The organism is Butyricimonas sp. Marseille-P3923 (genome assembly GCF_900184685.1).
GTDB lineage: Bacteria > Bacteroidota > Bacteroidia > Bacteroidales > Marinifilaceae > Butyricimonas > Butyricimonas muris.
The window spans coordinates 212879-230682 of the sequence record NZ_FXXL01000003.1 but is presented as its reverse complement, the minus strand read 5'-3'; the positions used below and the strand labels follow the sequence as shown (position 1 = coordinate 230682).

Genomic DNA, 17804 nt, shown 5'->3' with positions numbered 1-17804 from the left:
GCGCGGGTTACGAGAGGGCAAAAACAAAAAAAACGTGCAACACTCTTTTTGCCAGCAATTTACAACCGCTCTCGACACTTCGCGGAAATAGGATTAAATTTAGCGACTAAAAACAAAAATAACACAAATAAAAGACAATGCCGGAGAGGTTTCCAACATCTAAAATTTAAAATTCAACATCAAATACCGATAATTTACCCGATACATGAATAAAAACATTAACTTTGTTCCGTTATAACAGCTATATAGTGAGGTCCTACTAAAATCAACAATATGTTACACGGTACTACTTCCCTTGAAAATCAAGGCCCCGAAGATATACTGAAAGCCATTATAGCAGCTTTCCCGGACATGATGCTCATCTTCGATGAAACGCATCATATCATGGATATTATCAACCCCATCCGGGAGCAATTACCCCTTCCCGCAGAAGAAATGATCGGCAAACAGTTACATGAACTGATAACTTCACCCTCGGAACGGGATTATTTCTGTCAACAAATAACGAAGACGCTCGTGTCAAACACCTCCCTGCGTTTTGATGTTTGCCTGCCCACGCAAGGTCAGCCCTATTATTTCGAAACCTGCACGGCAGTTCTCCCCGGCAATAAAGTAATCGCGTTCTTGCGTGACATCACGGAATACACGCTCCATCGCATAGAATCCGAGAAACTTCAATTTTTCCTCGGTCAAGTGTTGGAAAATACAGCTATCCCCACTTCAATCAAAGACATGAACACGGGGCGCTATATATTCTGGAGTAAAAAATCAGAAATGTTCGGAGCCACGGCGCGACAAATCCTCGGGCAGACCGAAGATATTTTCATGAATAAAGAACAAGCAAAAACATTGCAGGAATTTGACAGGAAACTATTCGCGGAAAAAGGCTCATACCAAGGAATCGAGAAATTCATCATGGCTGACGGTAAGGAACACACGCTCATGATCACCAAGAATATCTTCACTCATGAAGACAACAATTGGCTGGTTTGCAGTTCCTTTGACATTACCGAATTGCAGGCACAACGGGAAGAGATAGAGTCCATCACTCAAAAATTGTCCCTCGCCCTGCATATCTCCAAGCATCTTCTCTGGATGTATGACATTGAAGCGAAGAAATTTATCATGGATTCCCTGCAACTAAAGGGCATATACAGCGAAACATTAAAATGGGACACGGAAATTCCCCTCGAAGCCTTTTTCGAGGCGGTTCACCCGGAAGACATCGAGCGAGTAAAAACAGGGTTTCAAAGCCTTATCCGGCAGGAAGTGCAACAGCTCATCATCCTCTTCCGGGCAGATTACCGGAAAAAAGGAATATACCAATGGATCGAAATTCAAGCTCAACTGGAAAAACCTGCATCGAACAAACAATCTCCCCGTCTTATCGGGACTTCCTGTTCGATCAACGACCACAAAAAACTGGAGGAATCACTACGCGACGCCAAAGAAAAACTGGAAATCACGAACTCCACCCTTTCCTCTGTTCTCAGTCTGGCACACGTGCTACCGTGGGACTGCGACGTACCCTCTCAAACTTTCTCGTGCGACTATTCTATATACCACCACGAGGACACCAAAGAAGCTATTGACGGCAAATACTATTGTAAAGTCGAAAAATATATCAATTCCATACACCCGGACTTCCGGGAGCATATGCGTTCCGTCTTCGAAGAACTGCTCTCCGGGAAACGGGAAGAATTTCACGAGGAATACCTCGTGCATTGGTACAACGACCGGGAATACGAATGGATAAACAAACAAGGGGCCGTGTACGAGTATGACGTGAACGGCCGACCGAAAACCATCATCGGTTCAAGCGTCGTGATTACCGAACAAAAACGCATGGAACAAAACCTCCGGGACGCCAAGGAACAAGCCGAAGAGAGCAATCGTCTAAAGTCGGCATTCCTCGCCAACATGAGTCACGAAATACGTACCCCGCTCAACTCCATTGTCGGGTTCTCCGAGATTCTGGCGTACACCACGGATGAAAAGGAAAAACAAGAATATCTCAACATCATAAACAACAATAACAACCTGTTGTTACAACTGATCAACGACATCCTCGACCTTTCGAAAATCGAGGCCGGAACTCTTGAATTCGTGTACACTGAGGTGGACATAAATATATTGCTCGATGAAATAGAACAAAGTACCCGGTTGAAAATGGACACGGATACTCCCGTCAAATTCCTCGTTGAAGAACGTCTTCCGGAATGTATCATCCGGACGGAAAGGAACCGGGTAGCACAAGTGCTCCACAATTTCATCACGAATGCGCTCAAGTTCACGACAAACGGCAGCATTCGTACCGGGTACAAACTAATCGATCCGCGAACTCTCTGCTTTTACGTGAAGGACACCGGTTGCGGTATCGCACCCGAAAAACTGAAGAAAGTGTTTGACCGTTTCACCAAATTGAACACCTTCTCGCAAGGCACGGGACTCGGACTGGCAATCAGTGAAACCATTATCACTAAATTAGGCGGCAAAATCGGGGTGGACTCCACCGTCGGACAAGGTTCCACGTTCTGGTTTACCCTCCCCTATATGCCCGTTCATTGATTTTTTATTATCTTTGAAGACTCAAGATAATGAAATGACATGAAGAAAATTGCCGCAATACACGACCTGTCCGGCTATGGAAGGGCATCCTTGACCGTGGCCATCCCCATTCTCACGCACATGGGTTATCAGGTATGCCCGTTGCCGACGGCCATACTGTCCGCCCATAGCGAGTACAAGGACTTTCGTTCCCTCGATCTGACCGATTACATGGAAACATTCATCGAACACTGGAAAGAACTGAACCTTCATTTCGACGCGATTTACACGGGCTACCTCGCTTCCGTGAAACAAATGGGAATCGTCAGCGACTTCTTCGACTATTTCAAAGACAATAATAATTTTATACTGGTCGATCCCGTGTTGGGAGATCACGGGACATTATATTCCAGCATGACACCCGATATGATCGAGGGCATGCGACAACTCTGCTCGAAGGCCAAAGTAATCACCCCCAACCTCACGGAAGCCGCATTCCTGTTGGGACGCAATCCCCGCAAAGAAATATCCGTGGAAGAGGCTGTCAAATGGTGTAACCAACTCAGCGAACTCGGCCCCGAACACGTGATCATCACTTCCGCCCCCGGAAGCAACACGTGCAACGTCGCCACTCTCGCGTACAACAAACTGGACGGACGCACGTGGCGCGTGCTGTGCGACTACGTCCCGGCTTCCTATCCCGGAACGGGCGACGCTTTCGCCAGTGTCATCACGGGCTGCATGCTCAACGGTGACAGCCTCCCGGAAGCCCTCGACCGAGCCGTCCATTTCATCAACATGGGTATCAAATCCACCTTCGGGTACAACCACAACCCGCTGGACGGCATGAACCAAGAGAAAGTGCTACACTACCTCAACGAACCTCTGCCTTACTACAAGTATGAACTTGTAACAATTGAAAATTGAAAGTTGAAAATTGAAAATGACAGAAGCGAAACTTCTCTTGAAGGGAAAGAACGCCGGCAAGCGGGGAAAAATCTAAAATCATAAATCATTAAATCTAAAATATGATAAGGGCTATCATTATCGATCTGGACGGAACCACGCTCCCGCGCGGTTGGAATTCGCTCAGCGAAGAAAACAAAAAAGCATTGGAAGAAGCCGGACGCGCGGGAATCACCCGCGTTCTGGCAACGGGACGTTCCGTATTTTCGTTTCGTAACGCTTTGCCGGAAGGACTTCCCATTGATTACATGGTATTCTCCTCGGGCGCAGGCATCATGCATTGGAACGACCAACGCCTTCTCTGTACCCGGGAACTATCCCAGGAAGAAACACTGGATATCGCCACCATGTTGTGGGAATACGACATCAATTTCACCATACAACAACCGATTCCCGACAATCACCACTTCCTGTACCGCAACACCTCTCCCTTGCACGAGGACTTCCGCCGACGCGTAGAAAACTATCCCGGACTAGGTACTTCCATTCAAAGCACACGGGACATACGCGGCGGAGCCACGCAATTTCTCGTGATACTCGACTCCAAACAATTGCAACTCCACGGGGAGATTCAAGAGAAACTATCCGGATACTCGGTAATCCGCTCCACCTCCCCGATCGACAATCAAGCGATATGGACGGAAATATTCGCCCGGGACGTGAACAAAGGTTCCTCCTGCCAAATTCTGCTCGACCAACTTGATATTCGCTATGACGAGTGTGCCGGGCTGGGGAACGACTACAACGATATCGACTTTCTCGAACGTTGCGGGCACCCGTTCATCGTCGCCAACGCCCCCGAACCGCTACGGGGCAAGTTCAACAATGTCACCAGCGACACGAACAACGGGCTGGCAGAATTTATCCATACCGCACTAACTTTATAAACGTGATGTATAAACCAAATTTCATCATCATCACCGGAGGTCCCGGTGTAGGCAAGACTACCCTACTAGAACAACTGCAACAACGGGGTTTTCCCTGCATTCCCGAAGTCGCCCGGGAGATCATCCGGGAACAATCGGCACAAAACGGGAATGCTCTTCCTTGGGGCAATATACCCGCGTATACCCGGCTGATGCTCTCCCGTTCCGTTGACTCCTATCAAGAGAACGTATCCCGCAACGAAACCCTCTTCTTCGACCGGGGTATCCCCGATACCCTCGCCTACGCTCATCTCACCAATCAACCACTCTTTTCCGAACTCCCGCAAGCCTGCGCCGACTATCGCTACAATACCCGCATATTTATTCTCCCGCCTTGGGCCGAAATATACCATACCGACCCCGAGCGCAAACAAACCTATCAAGAAGCCATTGACACCTACCACACGATGGCTGCCACCTACCAATCCATCGGCTACGATCTCACCCTTGTTCCAAAAGCGACACCCGCGGAACGGGCTGACTTTGTACTACGACAAATCAGCCAATCACTCGATTACAAACACGTTTAGGAAGAATTTCTCCCCTTTTCGAGAAAAACACGGGGAATACCTTGGATTCCGGACACGTTCAAAGACGACTCCTATCGGCTCTAACTCGACTTTATTTAATAATCGCGAGCCGAACTCTTGAGAATCTCTCCTCGAATTGGGTATAAAAAAAGGAGGGATGTCAAAACACCCTCTCCTCTTGTTCTTTATATGATAACATCAGATCAAATAATCCCTCTCGCTGCCAACAATTCAGCCATTTGTTGTTGCAACTTCACGGCTTCCTCGCGAGCACGGGTAGCAAAGTTCTCGGTTTTATCCGCAAAGATAATTCCGCGGGAAGAATTCACGATCAGACCACAGTGGGCGTTCATCCCGTACTTTGCCACTTCTTCAAGACTACCGCCTTGAGCACCGACACCCGGCACCAGCAAGAAGTGATTCGGCACGATGTCGCGGATGCCCGACAGCATCTCCGCTTTCGTGGCACCAACCACGTACATCATATTCCGATCGTTACCCCATTCTTGGGATTTATGCAATACTCTTTCATACAACTTCTCACCGTTTTCCTCGAAGAATTGGAAATCAAAAGCACCTTTGTTTGAGGTCAACGCTAACAATATCACCCATTTCCCCTCGTATTTCAAGAAAGGCGTAACGGAATCCTCCCCCATGTAAGGAGCCACCGTGATAGAATCGAACTCCAGTGTTTCGAGAAAAGCACGAGCGTACATCTCGGAAGTGTTCCCGATATCTCCCCGCTTGGCATCAGCGATCGTAAATATCTCCGGGTAGGTGGATTTAATGTATTTCACGGTCTTTTCTAACGTGATCCATCCCTCAACACCCCGACTCTCGTAAAAAGCGATATTCGGCTTGTAAGCAATTGCCACGTCCGCCGTGGCATCCACGATTGCCTTGTTGAACTCGAACACCGGATCTTCGGCATCCATCAAATGTTGCGGTATCTTCTTGATATCAGAATCCAAACCGACACACAAAAAGGATTTCTTCTTCTTTACCTGCTCAAACAGTTCATTATAGGTCATAAAACTTTCAGCTTTTAATTTTTATCTTTTCACTTCCTAGAATCCGCTCTCTTTCAGCTTCTCCGTATTCTCCTCTATCTGCAATTTCTCGATAATCTCGCCGATCTCACCGTCCATCACTGCCGCCAGATTGTACAAGGTCAAATTGATCCGGTGATCGGTCACCCGTCCTTGCGGGTAATTATACGTGCGGATCTTTGCCGAACGGTCACCCGTGGATACCATCGTTTTCCGTTTCGTGGCGATCTCGTCCATATACTTCTGGTGTTCGATAGCGTAAATACGCGAACGTAACTCGGTCATAGCCTTCGCCAAGTTTTTCAACTGCGACTTCTCGTCCTGACAAGTCACCACGATACCCGTGGGGATATGTGTCAAACGGATAGCCGAATAGGTCGTGTTCACGGACTGTCCGCCGGGACCGGAAGAACAATAGGTATCTTTCCGTATATCAGCCGGGTTCAGAACCACGTCTACCTCTTCCGCTTCCGGCAATACCGCCACGGTAGCCGCCGAGGTATGCACGCGTCCCTGTGTTTCCGTTGCCGGAACCCGTTGCACGCGGTGAACCCCCGATTCGTATTTCATGATCCCGTACACCCCGTCGCCCGATATATTCGCCACGATCTCCTTGTAACCGCCGGAAGTACCCTCACTGTAATTCGTGATCTCGATCTTCCAACGCTTTGACTCGCAATACTTCGTGTACATACGAAACAAATCACCGGCAAAGAGGCTCGCCTCGTCACCACCCGTTCCGGCACGGATTTCCAGAATAACATTTTTCGAATCTTCCGGGTCGGCAGGCACCAACAACATTTTAATCTTGGTTTCCAGTTCCGGTATCTTCGTTTCCAGTTCTTCGATCTCCATCTCCGCCATCTCCCGCAACTCCTTGTCGTTCTCCGTGTTCAATATCTCTTGTGCCTCGTCATAAGATTTCACCGCACTCTTCAACTCGTCACCCGCCTCCACGATCTGCTCCAGCTCCCGATACTCCTTATTCAGTTTCACGAAACGATTCATATCCTGAATCACCTCGGGGTCTGTAATCAACTGCCCGATCTCGCGGAATCGGATATAAAATACCTCTAATTTTTCTAATAGGGAATTATCACTCATATATGTCTAATTAGATTTGTCGCGAATTTAATAAATTATCAGGAGAAAAAAAGCCCCCACCCGGGAATAGAACAAGTGTAACATCAACTCTTTAATACTTTTAAGATAGAACACGTGTAAAATTGAGTTGAATATTTTATATTTGCATTATATTATACTCTGGATTTGAAGATATTGTACATGGATGAAAAGGAACTATTAAAAATGCTTTCGTCAAACCGAAATGAAGCATACGAACACTTGTATAATGAATATTATACGCCTCTCGTGTTGTTTGCCGATCATTATGTTTCCAATCAAGATGTTGCCCGCGATCTGGTTCAAGAAGTCTTTATCGCCTTACTGGACGTAAAAACAAAATTCGAGAACCTGTTGCATCTTAAATCATACCTGTACAACTCCCTTCGCAACAAATGCCTCAATCACCTGCGTCACGAGAAGATCAAACAAGAATTTTTGCAGGAAGAACTATATCTTAGTGATGAATTTTTCGAGCAGAAAACAATCGAGGAAGATGTCTATTCGTTACTCCTCTCCGCGCTGGACAACCTCTCGCCACAAAGCAAGGAAGTCATGCTGTTATCACTCGAAGGACTGAGTAATGTCGATATTGCCGAACGCCTGCAACTCTCTGTCGAAACCGTGAAGTCCTACAAGAAAAGCAGCAAAAAGAAACTTACCGAATATCTTCTTTCCCGTAAGGATTACTCGGCATTCATGCTTTTCATGATGTTGCTCGAATTGTATCATAGTATTTAAATGAAGAGAATATACAAAGAGAGCTGAAATATGATTCATTTCAGCCCTCTCTTTCGCAAAACAAAAAGTATCTCTTTAATTCGATGTCCAGTTATTACCTTTCTGAATCCGATAACGAACATCCACCACTTTACCCACGTTAGCTTCTGCCTCGTAAATCACACGCTTGCTTTCATCATTTATTCCATCTTTCATATTCAACACGTAGAACTTCCCATTCTCCAGCCCCACGCCTAAACGATAGCTCTGGTATGATTCAGAATCCAATGCAGTAATATCAGCATCAAAATGCTTGTACAACTTCACGAACGTCTGCATATTATCCTTACCGATATTAGCACGTTCAATGATATACAGATCGGGTCCATGAGCTATCATCATATATGTAGATATAGGATAAGCAGCTATATTAAACAACGTGGTTTCATCAAGGATATTTTCCACATCAAATTTCGTTTGTCTGCCCGGGGTCGCAACAACAGAAGACGTTCCACTCATCTTCGCAATTACAAAATCCTGATAATAATAAACGCCATCGGGATCTCTCAATATGGAATGATATCGATTTTTACCGGAACCGTTTGATCCGTCCCGATTGTATCCGGTATAGACAACCTCCATATCTCCCAAATTGTCCAAACGAGAGAAACCATCCGGGTATTTGGACACGGTCAATGGTAATACCTTCCCTGCATTACTCTTATCCTTGTCAATTAAAGCCAGATAACGTTGATGTCCTTTCTTTCCTTCCACCATCAACGTGTAACCGGGACCATTGGACGGAGCGATAACAAAATCCGTCACATACAGGTCTTCCCCGTTATATTGCAATGGATTATCCAAGAAAGAACCGGTAAAATACGATTTATCGGAAATCTTTTTCCGCGTGTATACTTTATGGTCTTTCTTATTAATCACCGCCGAGATCCATCTCATTTCAGCCATCTTCAACGGGGTAAAGCCAACAGGCAATTGTTCATCAATAAAACTCTCTTTTAATGTAATTTCTTTCTTAAAAGAAAGCCCGCTCAAATCCACCGTTTCCGCACCATCCAATAATACCCACGTATTAGAGGATGATGTACCGAAATAAAAATGCTCCAATAATCCTACCGGCTTTCCGCCCAACTTGACGTGATTCTCTTGTTGATAAACACCCGGATTTTCCTTGTAAACAAATCCTCCCGGAGCGGAAGCATCGGATGCTTCACTTATATAGGTCAAGTATGATTCGCCATCCTTTTCCGACAAAATCATCCACCCTTGGTTATTAAACTTTTCGGTCAAATTAAAAATAGTATATGCAGAATAAGTGATACCCGTTTTGGTATCCAAAACCCGAAGATAACAGTTCCCTTTCATTATCGTATCCACGTGGAAAGAAAGATTCCGCTTATCGGATAGAAATTTATTCTCCAATCTCCATTCATACGTTAATCCTGTTTCATTACTATCCAACGCAAACGTAAACACCGGTTCAATATTTATCGTTTCGTCGAAAGTTGCCGAATACATCGAGTTTCCCATATCAATGCTGATACTATTGCTTTCGGAATAATCATAATTCCCTTTATCTTCATAGCATCCCGAGAATGCCAGCAATAAAGCGAACAACCATATTATATTTTTCATCTTCATATTCTTTAAATGGTCAAATTAATTCACTGGAATAATTATCTCTTTTCCATTGTCAGTGATATTGTTGTCTTTGATATACTTCTTCAGTTCTATAGCGTATTTTCTCAATAACGGTTCCTCGACACCCGTAAAATCAGTTATGCCGATACACGCAATCAAAGCATCAAGCTTAACCCGGGAATAATCTCCGAAATAGATCTTAAACGTATCATCCCACCAAAGAGGAGCGGCATCTTTATCATTAAAACGAATCTTGATATAACGTTTTCCTTCAAATCCCGGGTTAAAATTCTCGTTGGCAACCACGGCTATCGTCAAAGTGTCCTCCTTGTCTTTCAATGCCGGAGTCTTCTTCAAGGTAACTTTGATCGTATCCTTATCCTGATTTGCCCCAAAAAGAGGTTGCGTATCAAAATCATATTGTTCCGGGGAAGCTGTTGTCAAAGTATCCACGACCGCCAACTTAAAAGCCAAGGGGGTTGTCAAAAGTTGTCCCATCAAGTTGACCTCAAAATACAAATCGTAAGATTCAGCACCAACATACTTGGAGAAAGCCAAAACGGTATCCTGCTCCTCGGTCATGGTAAAATACACGTAACGCTCCAAGTCATAACGTCCTATCTGGTCTTTTTCACACGATGCCAGAAATATCATCAAAAGTATACTGATTATAAACCACCTGTTCATCTCTCTAAATTTTAATTCATTAAAGCGCTGATTCATTTTCCGGTAACGGCAACACGAAGTTTGCCTTTGAAGTCGGCTTCACGTTATATTTCTTATAGAATTGGAAAAGCTGACCTTCACCCCAAAATTCTTTTTTCGCGTCTTCCAATATCAAATCATGAAATTCCTCCAAGTCTGATGCACTGATACGTCCGGTAGTACACCCCCTTGCCCCTCTTACGTTTTCCAATTCCAATACCGCCTGATCATATTGCCCGAGGCTCGCATAATACTCTCCCCGGATGTAATACATCTCACTCAAACGAATAACTGGAATAATACGTTTGTTTACATCATTCATTTCTGATGCATTGTAATATTTACGGGTCAACACGTAATACTCGTCGTAAAAAACACGTACCAATCCTCCGTCTTGAGACACTCTTCTATCCCCAGCATCTTCTCCGGCAATCTCCTCCCAATCATCATAATCCATACCTAAATGACATTCACTATCTTCCGTTTCGTCATACTTCTCGAAATTCTCGGTCAATTTACGTTGGGAAAGCGCAAAAATCAAATCATTATACATTTTCGTATTCACGGAGAAATTCGACTTATCGGTAAACGTGAATACATTATTATTATTCTCATCTACAAAATCGATCACTTCCGTCGCCATATCCGCAGCCTCTTCCAAACGATCGGCATAAAAATATAAACGAGCCAAAGCAGCCGTCACTGCCGTGTAATTCATGCGGAATCCCCGATAATTAAAGAATATATCCGAAGGTGCGTTACCCGAACTGGCACCACCCTCGTAGCGGAGGTCTGTCCGCAATAAATAAACCATGCCTTCCAATAAATCAGTGGTAGCCAGTATTTCACGAGCTTTCAGCAAATCCGCTTCTATCTTCTTAATCATATCCGGAACAGACAAATATGATTCCATTAAAGAAGGAAATTTATCGAAATAAGGCATATACAAATCACTCCCCGCCTCTTTTAGAGAAGGTGCAAAATAACGTAACAATTCAAAATGCATAAATCCGCGGCAAGCAATGGCTTCCCCATGAATCATATCCCGTTCGATACGTTTTTCCTGAAACTTTACCGTATCTTCCAGACTAATATTCTGAATCAAGTTATTACAATTGGCAATCACATTGTACCCTTTAGACCAGATATTCTGAATCAGCGGCTCCAAATTTTTGTCATCATACAAATATTGTACTGCCCGATTGTAAGGTATAGAATTATTTCCCAAATTCCCCTTATAATAATATTGAGCAAGTACATCCGCAAATCCCCACGTTAATTCCCGTCCCCACAATTCACTGGATGACATATCTTTATATATACCATTCAAGGCTGTTCTATAACCACTGCCTGAATTAAAGAGGTCTTCCTCATCCACTTCATTGCTCGGTTTCACATCCAGCCAATTGCCGCAGGCACTGAGCAATAAAGGTATAATCACGTATAGTATATTAATCTTTCTCATATTTCTGTTTTTTCTTCTTCTACCTCAAAAGAATCATTTAAAAAGTAGCTTTCAATGAAAAATTCATCGTTCGCGCATATGGATAACTCAATCCACGCTCTTGCTTCACGGTACAGAAACGAGCCAAATCATTAGCGCCCAACTCGAAACGTACCATACTTAAACCCGCTTTTTTCAACCACCTCTGCGGAAAATCATAACCTAGGGTAACAGAATTCAACGTCAATAAATTATAATCTTCAACAAACCGAGTAGAAGCACGTGTCATCACGATAGAGTTTTTTCCACTTTCCAATTTTTTGAATTTAGCATTATCACCCGGTTGTTTCCATCTCTGGGACAACACTCGTTTATCCACGTTATCATTGTACACATCGGCATTCTCCACTTTATTTACTAAAGTCTGATTGTAACGTTGACCTCCATACTCATACATAAAAGTAGCGTATAACGACAATTGCTTATACCTGAAATTAAAACCAAAAGACCCTTGTATATCCGGTTCCGTGTCACCATAACTAATCTGGTCGGCAGAATCCCATACCGTGGTCAATGTCCCGTCTCTTTTTTCCAGAATCTCATTACCGGTTGCCGGATCTATTCCGTGCGATTTCACAACCGAAATAGCCGTGGTCGAAGCCCCTTCCTCGAATTTTTTAAACGGTTTGGTTGCCTCGGTTTTGTATTTGCCTAATTCCTCGTACATCGCATCAACTCGGGCATTATAATCTCTTAAAGTACTGGAGATTTTCAATATCTTATTCTCATTGTGAGCCAAATTTGCAAAAATAGAAAAGTTAATATCCCGACTTCTAAAAATATTGCTACGTACGCTGACCTCGAACCCGCGATTCTGCATTTCGCCCACGTTATCCTTGTACGTGGTGAAACCGGTAGAACTCGGTATGGTTACATCATTCACCAAATCCACCGTTTTCTTGTTATACCAAGAAGCTGTCACGTAAAACAATCTGTCAAGAAAACCTATATCCACTCCTAAATCTGTCGTATAGGTAGTTTCCCAACCCAAATTTTTATTTCCCATGGCAACCATGGATGCTCCCATCCCGGTTTCATACCACTCCAATCCGTCAATGTTATACACGGTTTTCGCCGCATAAGGCTCAAAATTCACTTTTCCTGTCGCCCCATAAGTCCCGCGTAGTTTTAACTCATCAATAAAACCGATATTTTTTATAAAATCATAATTGTGCAGAGCGATACCCGCACCCAATGACCAGAATAATCCGGTTTTATTGTCCGTTCCGAATTTTGAAGAACCGTCTACACGTAACGAAGCATCCAATAAATAAATATTATTATAGCTATAATTCAACATTCCCAAGAAACCGAATAAACGACTCTTGTCATCGCCATTTGACGGCTTCTCGTACACATCCTGCGCATAACTGGGAGAACTAAAATCTCCGGACGGAAATCCGCGATATTGAGTTGACACACTTTCAGCCGAACTCGAAGTTGCATTGATACCCAAAGAGAAATTCATATTATGCTTCTCGATCGAGCGGTTATAGGCTAATACGACATTCATATCCCATCCCAAGCTCTCGGAAGTAGATACAGTCAATTCTCCCGCAACAGCATTGGAAACATCCAATTCATCCGTATTCTTTTTAGATAACGGATCTATAAAATTGCGGGTTTTATTGTTTGTTTTTGTTACAGTAAACTGACCTTTAACCTGCAAATAATCATTAATATACCAATTTGCACTCAAGTTATTTATCAGTTCATGGTATTCTGTACGATTGAAACTCTTCAACCCGGCTTCATACAGCGGATTGGTTTGGTCGGTAGACATGTGCCACGATTCCAAAGCTCGTTTATAAGTTCCATCCGCATTTTTGTATTCATCATACGGTAATTTGGTCGTATAATCGGAAAAAGTCCCATAAGGAGAATCAGCAGAACGCGTTACCCCATAAGAGATATAGTTCTTCACTTGAAAAGATTTAATACGGTAATCCAAATACAACCCCATGCTGATACGATCTCGGTAGGAGTCTTTCATTACACCGTCTTCATTATTGTATCCCAAATCCACACCAAACCGAATATCATTCGTTCCCCCGTCTACATATAAACTGTGCTTATGATTAAACGCCGTGTGCAATGGTTTCGATAACCAATAGGTATCCACCCCACGTGCCACATTATCCAATTTCTTGTTATATTCACTATCCAATATATATTGTTCCATCGGTTTATCACTCTGATAAATTCCGGCAGCTAATTCTGTTGCCAATTTTTCCTTGGCATTCATCAAATTATAATCCGACAAATCCGGCATAGTTACCGTTCCGGTCATACTGTATGAAACGGAAAGCTTTCCGGGTGTCGGAGCTACAGTTGTGATGACAACCACACCATTTGCCGCACGGGAACCATACATGGCTGTCGCAGCAGCATCTTTCAACAAGGTGATATTCTCGATTCGGTTAATATCCATATCATACAATTTGGTTACCGATATCTCGAATCCGTCCATGATGAAAAGCGGCAAGTTCGGGTTATTTTTCAAATTAGACTTTGACAAAGCGTCAGCATCCAATTCCTTCACCCCAATACCGGAACGACCACGAATATACAACTCCGGCACGGCATTCGGGTCAGACCCCCACTCCGTGTTTTCCTGTATACGAAAAGACGGATCGAATGTCTGTAAAGCCGCTAAAACATTATTTTTGGATACTTTCAACAATTCTTCTCGATCGACCTTAATCGAGTTTCCCGTGAAACTTTTCTTATTGATGTTACCATATCCCGTGATCACCACCTCTTCCATCTCCATTTTTTCTTCCGCCAAACGGATAGATAAAGGTTTATCATCATTCTTGGTATCATTGCTGACCACCACTTCTTTCGTGACCATACCGACAAAGGAAACAACAAAAACGGTACTGTCCATCGGGACAAAAGTGACTTTAAATGCTCCGTTCGCATCGGTTGCGACCCCCATCTTCGTTCCCTTGAGCATGACTGTCGCACCGGGTAGCGGTTCGCCCCGCTCATCCATCACGACTCCCCGAACGGTGCGTTCTTTTACTTTCACGTCCTTTTTGTCATTCGCTTCTTTCAACTTAATCACGATGATGTTGTTCACGATGTTGTAAGTATAGTTCGTGTTTTTCAAACAATACTGCAGAATCTCCTCCACGGAAGCGTCTTTAAATACTTTCGTCACGGAAGGAATCTTGGCGATTTCTTCAAAATTGTACAGCACATCATAAGATGTTTTACTTTTCAACTCCTCCAGCACCTGTTCCATGGTTGCATTCTGGAAGGTCAACGATAACTTCTGCGCCGCGGCAGGAGTTACCTTGAGTACGCACATGAAGCAGAGTAACAAGACTCCCTTCAGAATACCCGAGTGTAAAAAATTTTCTCTCATTTTTTTCTCAAATCTGAAATTCATATCCTACGGATTTTGTTAGTAATAATTCTGACTCAAGTAGTCCGGGCACCCGGACTACATATTTAGATCTTAGGCATGTCCTTCCACGAACGAGTCATCAGGAATAACAAATAATCATAATGAGCTCGTGTCCGGGCATCACCCGTATAGCGTTGCTTTTTAAGCAACTCTTTTATCTTATCGTACACGGAGTACCACAAATGTTTCTGGTTATCCGCCGCAATGTTTTCCACCACCCAACGATGTCCGAAAGCTTGATGTTCCGGTTCTTGCGCGGATTCTTCTTCTAATTCTTCATCCAAACCGGCGTTTACATCTGCCTCTGTTGCATAATATTGCCCGAACCATCTTACCCGACCGTTAATATCGACATCATTACGCACGTTTGAAATGAATTCCGCTTGCATCACTCGCTCCTCATCCGTCAACGCCCTTCCCCGTTTCGTGGGTTCGAATACAAGTTCATATAAATCCTCGATATACTCTTTCGGACTATATGAGTTAGGATCACGATGATAAGTCAAAGATATGCGTTTGGTCTGATATAAATCGGTAATCACGTTTTTTTCCTTCACGACATAAGATTTCAAAATTTTCATCGCTTGAGAACCGTTAAAACTTAGATTTTTGATTACCTCTTCCTGATCCAACCACCTTAAATCTTTCAACTGCTCGATCACGAATTTCAAAGAAGCCCGTTGCACCTCTTTCGGCACGACTGTAAGTGTCGGATTCGGATCACCCACGAACGGTTCATTCAAGTAGAAAGAACCGATATTTCGGTACACGTTGAACAAATATCCCTTTACCTGTGCCACGATAAAGCGATACATGTCATTCCGGTAATTATAATCCCGGTCTTCCTTATCCATCCATTCGTTCATGTGCTCCATGATATATTTCAAGTTCTTGAGCCCATATGCACTGGCTTTAATGGCATCGTCACCCAAATCGTACGATAATCCACTGGGGTCGAAGGTCGTCAACAGATATTGTTCGGGAGCGAAACGATACATCGGATCGCCGGCTTTCTCGGCAATCCACCCGGCAACCACCTTATTCTCCTCTTCCGGCGTATTCACGCCAAATACAGGTTGGTATGCCACTTTTATAACATAATAGTCATACGTCCCCAGTTGAGGTACTAAAGCTACCCCTTTATCCTCCGGTTGAGCCACGTAATTAAAGCCGATATTATCCATCACGGAAGCCGTAATCCCGTACTTTTGGGTATAGGAAGCCGAACGCAAAGAATCCGTCGGGATAGCAGCCGAACCTGCCATATTATTAATCAATCCCAACGTGTGTCCAATCTCGTGACGCACGGCTGCCCGAATAGATTCACCCTGCAACTCATCCGACAATTTCAAGTGACGGGCACCCTCGTCAACTTGCGAAGTCTGCACGAAACGTTGAATGTTATTCCATTTCAACAAGTCATGAAACAAGAATAGAGAAGCGTTACGAATCTCGCCATTGCGAGGATCTACCCAAGCGGCGTCTTTCATCATCGTCACCACACCCGTCGGCACGTAGCGAATCGTGTTATATTTCATATTATCCGGATCGAACTCGGGCTCATTTGTCGGGTAATCTTTTACTTGAATGGCATTTTTGAAACCGATAGCCTCGAAAGCCTTATTCCAATCCAAAACACCTTGCGCCACATGCGCACGCCACGCTTTAGGGAAATTAGGATCCAGATAGAACACAATCGGTTTCACCGGTTCTGTCAATTTCCCTTGTCGATAGGCTTCCACATCCGCGGGTTGAATATCCCAACGCTCCATGTAATGTCTTTCAACGGAACGATCGACCTTGGTTGTCATATTCTCACAAGCAGAAGTTGAGATACCTACCCTCGGGTCTGCCAAACGGGGACGCATTGTCGGATGCTCCGGCAACAGCATGAAGGTACGATTCACTTTAGCCGTTAAGGGTTCGCTCTTCGAAATCACATATTGTCCGCCCATAACCAAATCAAACCAATATCCCAGACAGGAAACAACAGACACGTTATCCTCGAAAGCCTTTGTGCTCACCACGTATGACAAATCCTTTTTAAATTCAGGGGCTATCCCGGCACGACCGTACTCCTGCGTACGTTTCCCGCTACTGAAAGGAGTCATATCCTCATCATGCCCCACAAGGAAATCCGTCATATCAAACACGATAGCCGTACTATCGGCATTATACGCCAACACGGGGAATGAATTGATAAGCGGATGAATACTATTCATACGGATAGCCTCCTGCACCCCCTCTTCACTCGAATCCGAATATAAAGGAAGTTGACCATTACGACTGATTTCACACATCATCAGGGTACTGTCCTGCAACGAGAAAGCAAAATGTTTCGGGCGGGTTCCCATCAATCCCACGGTACCGCTCCCCATGTCGGAAGTCTCCACGATCTTCGAGCCCAACAAGAACTCTCTGCCCAACAAAGAAACCGGCAACTCGAAATAGATTTTACCGTTCACCAAATGTAACGTCATAAAACCTTTCTTGGTATCGACCTTCTTACCTTTAAAAAGTTTGTCGTACTTGCTCAATTTCTCCACCTTCTCCGTGTCCTTTTTCTTTTTATCCTTTCTACCGGCAGCGTGAATATCCGTGAAAGCCACCAGTACAAGGAGAACCGTGAATAAAACAAAACTTCTTTTCATCTGTTTATAT

Annotated in this window: 12 protein-coding genes; 5 read left to right on the top strand and 7 right to left on the bottom strand. The window is 44.1% G+C overall.

The genetic code is table 11. The features are described from left to right. Positions 1–273: 273 nt before the first annotated feature. The 4 genes from CS948_RS01250 (at position 274) to CS948_RS01235 (ending at position 4969) form a co-directional block, all read left to right on the top strand. Positions 274–2568: an ATP-binding protein gene (locus CS948_RS01250; RefSeq protein ID WP_099289932.1), complete on the top strand. Its 2295-nt coding sequence runs from the start codon at positions 274–276 to the stop codon at positions 2566–2568. A 39-nt stretch (positions 2569–2607) separates the two neighbouring features. Then, positions 2608–3474, top strand: coding sequence for a pyridoxamine kinase (locus CS948_RS01245; RefSeq protein ID WP_099289931.1), 867 nt, complete (start codon positions 2608–2610; stop codon positions 3472–3474). Positions 3475–3575: 101 nt separating this feature from the next. Then, positions 3576–4400 (top strand): HAD family hydrolase, encoded by an 825-nt coding sequence (locus CS948_RS01240; protein WP_099289930.1) that lies wholly within the window; start codon positions 3576–3578, stop codon positions 4398–4400. Positions 4401–4405: 5 nt separating this feature from the next. Beyond that, on the top strand, positions 4406–4969 hold the full coding sequence (locus CS948_RS01235; RefSeq protein WP_099289929.1) for an AAA family ATPase: 564 nt from the start codon (positions 4406–4408) through the stop codon (positions 4967–4969). Between the two features lie 203 nt (positions 4970–5172). Here CS948_RS01235 and pyrF read toward each other — a convergent pair whose 3' ends face one another. Further along, on the bottom strand, positions 5173–6000 hold the full coding sequence (pyrF, locus tag CS948_RS01230; protein ID WP_099289928.1) for an orotidine-5'-phosphate decarboxylase: 828 nt from the start codon (positions 5998–6000) through the stop codon (positions 5173–5175). 36 nt (positions 6001–6036) lie between these two features. Next, positions 6037–7122: a peptide chain release factor 1 gene (gene prfA / locus CS948_RS01225; protein WP_099289927.1), complete on the bottom strand. Its 1086-nt coding sequence runs from the start codon at positions 7120–7122 to the stop codon at positions 6037–6039. Positions 7123–7302: 180 nt separating this feature from the next. Between prfA and CS948_RS01220 the strand changes: the two genes are divergently transcribed. Then, positions 7303–7881, top strand: coding sequence for a sigma-70 family RNA polymerase sigma factor (locus CS948_RS01220; protein WP_099289926.1), 579 nt, complete (start codon positions 7303–7305; stop codon positions 7879–7881). Between the two features lie 75 nt (positions 7882–7956). Here CS948_RS01220 and CS948_RS01215 read toward each other — a convergent pair whose 3' ends face one another. The 5 genes from CS948_RS01215 to CS948_RS01195 form a co-directional block, all read right to left on the bottom strand. Then, positions 7957–9513 carry a PKD-like family lipoprotein gene (locus CS948_RS01215; protein WP_176554857.1) on the bottom strand — a complete coding sequence of 519 codons (1557 nt, stop codon included), beginning with the start codon at positions 9511–9513 and terminating at the stop codon, positions 7957–7959. A 24-nt stretch (positions 9514–9537) separates the two neighbouring features. Beyond that, the gene (locus CS948_RS01210; RefSeq protein WP_176554856.1) at positions 9538–10206 is read right to left on the bottom strand and encodes a DUF4843 domain-containing protein; all 669 of its coding nucleotides are present in this window, start codon (positions 10204–10206) and stop codon (positions 9538–9540) included. A 19-nt stretch (positions 10207–10225) separates the two neighbouring features. Then, positions 10226–11689 (bottom strand): RagB/SusD family nutrient uptake outer membrane protein, encoded by a 1464-nt coding sequence (locus tag CS948_RS01205; protein WP_099289923.1) that lies wholly within the window; start codon positions 11687–11689, stop codon positions 10226–10228. 37 nt (positions 11690–11726) lie between these two features. Next, a complete protein-coding gene (locus CS948_RS01200) occupies positions 11727–15125 on the bottom strand; it encodes a SusC/RagA family TonB-linked outer membrane protein (RefSeq protein ID WP_099289922.1) in 3399 nt (1132 codons plus the stop codon). Positions 15126–15187: 62 nt separating this feature from the next. Further along, positions 15188–17794: a zinc-dependent metalloprotease gene (locus tag CS948_RS01195; protein ID WP_099289921.1), complete on the bottom strand. Its 2607-nt coding sequence runs from the start codon at positions 17792–17794 to the stop codon at positions 15188–15190. Positions 17795–17804 lie beyond the last annotated feature (10 nt).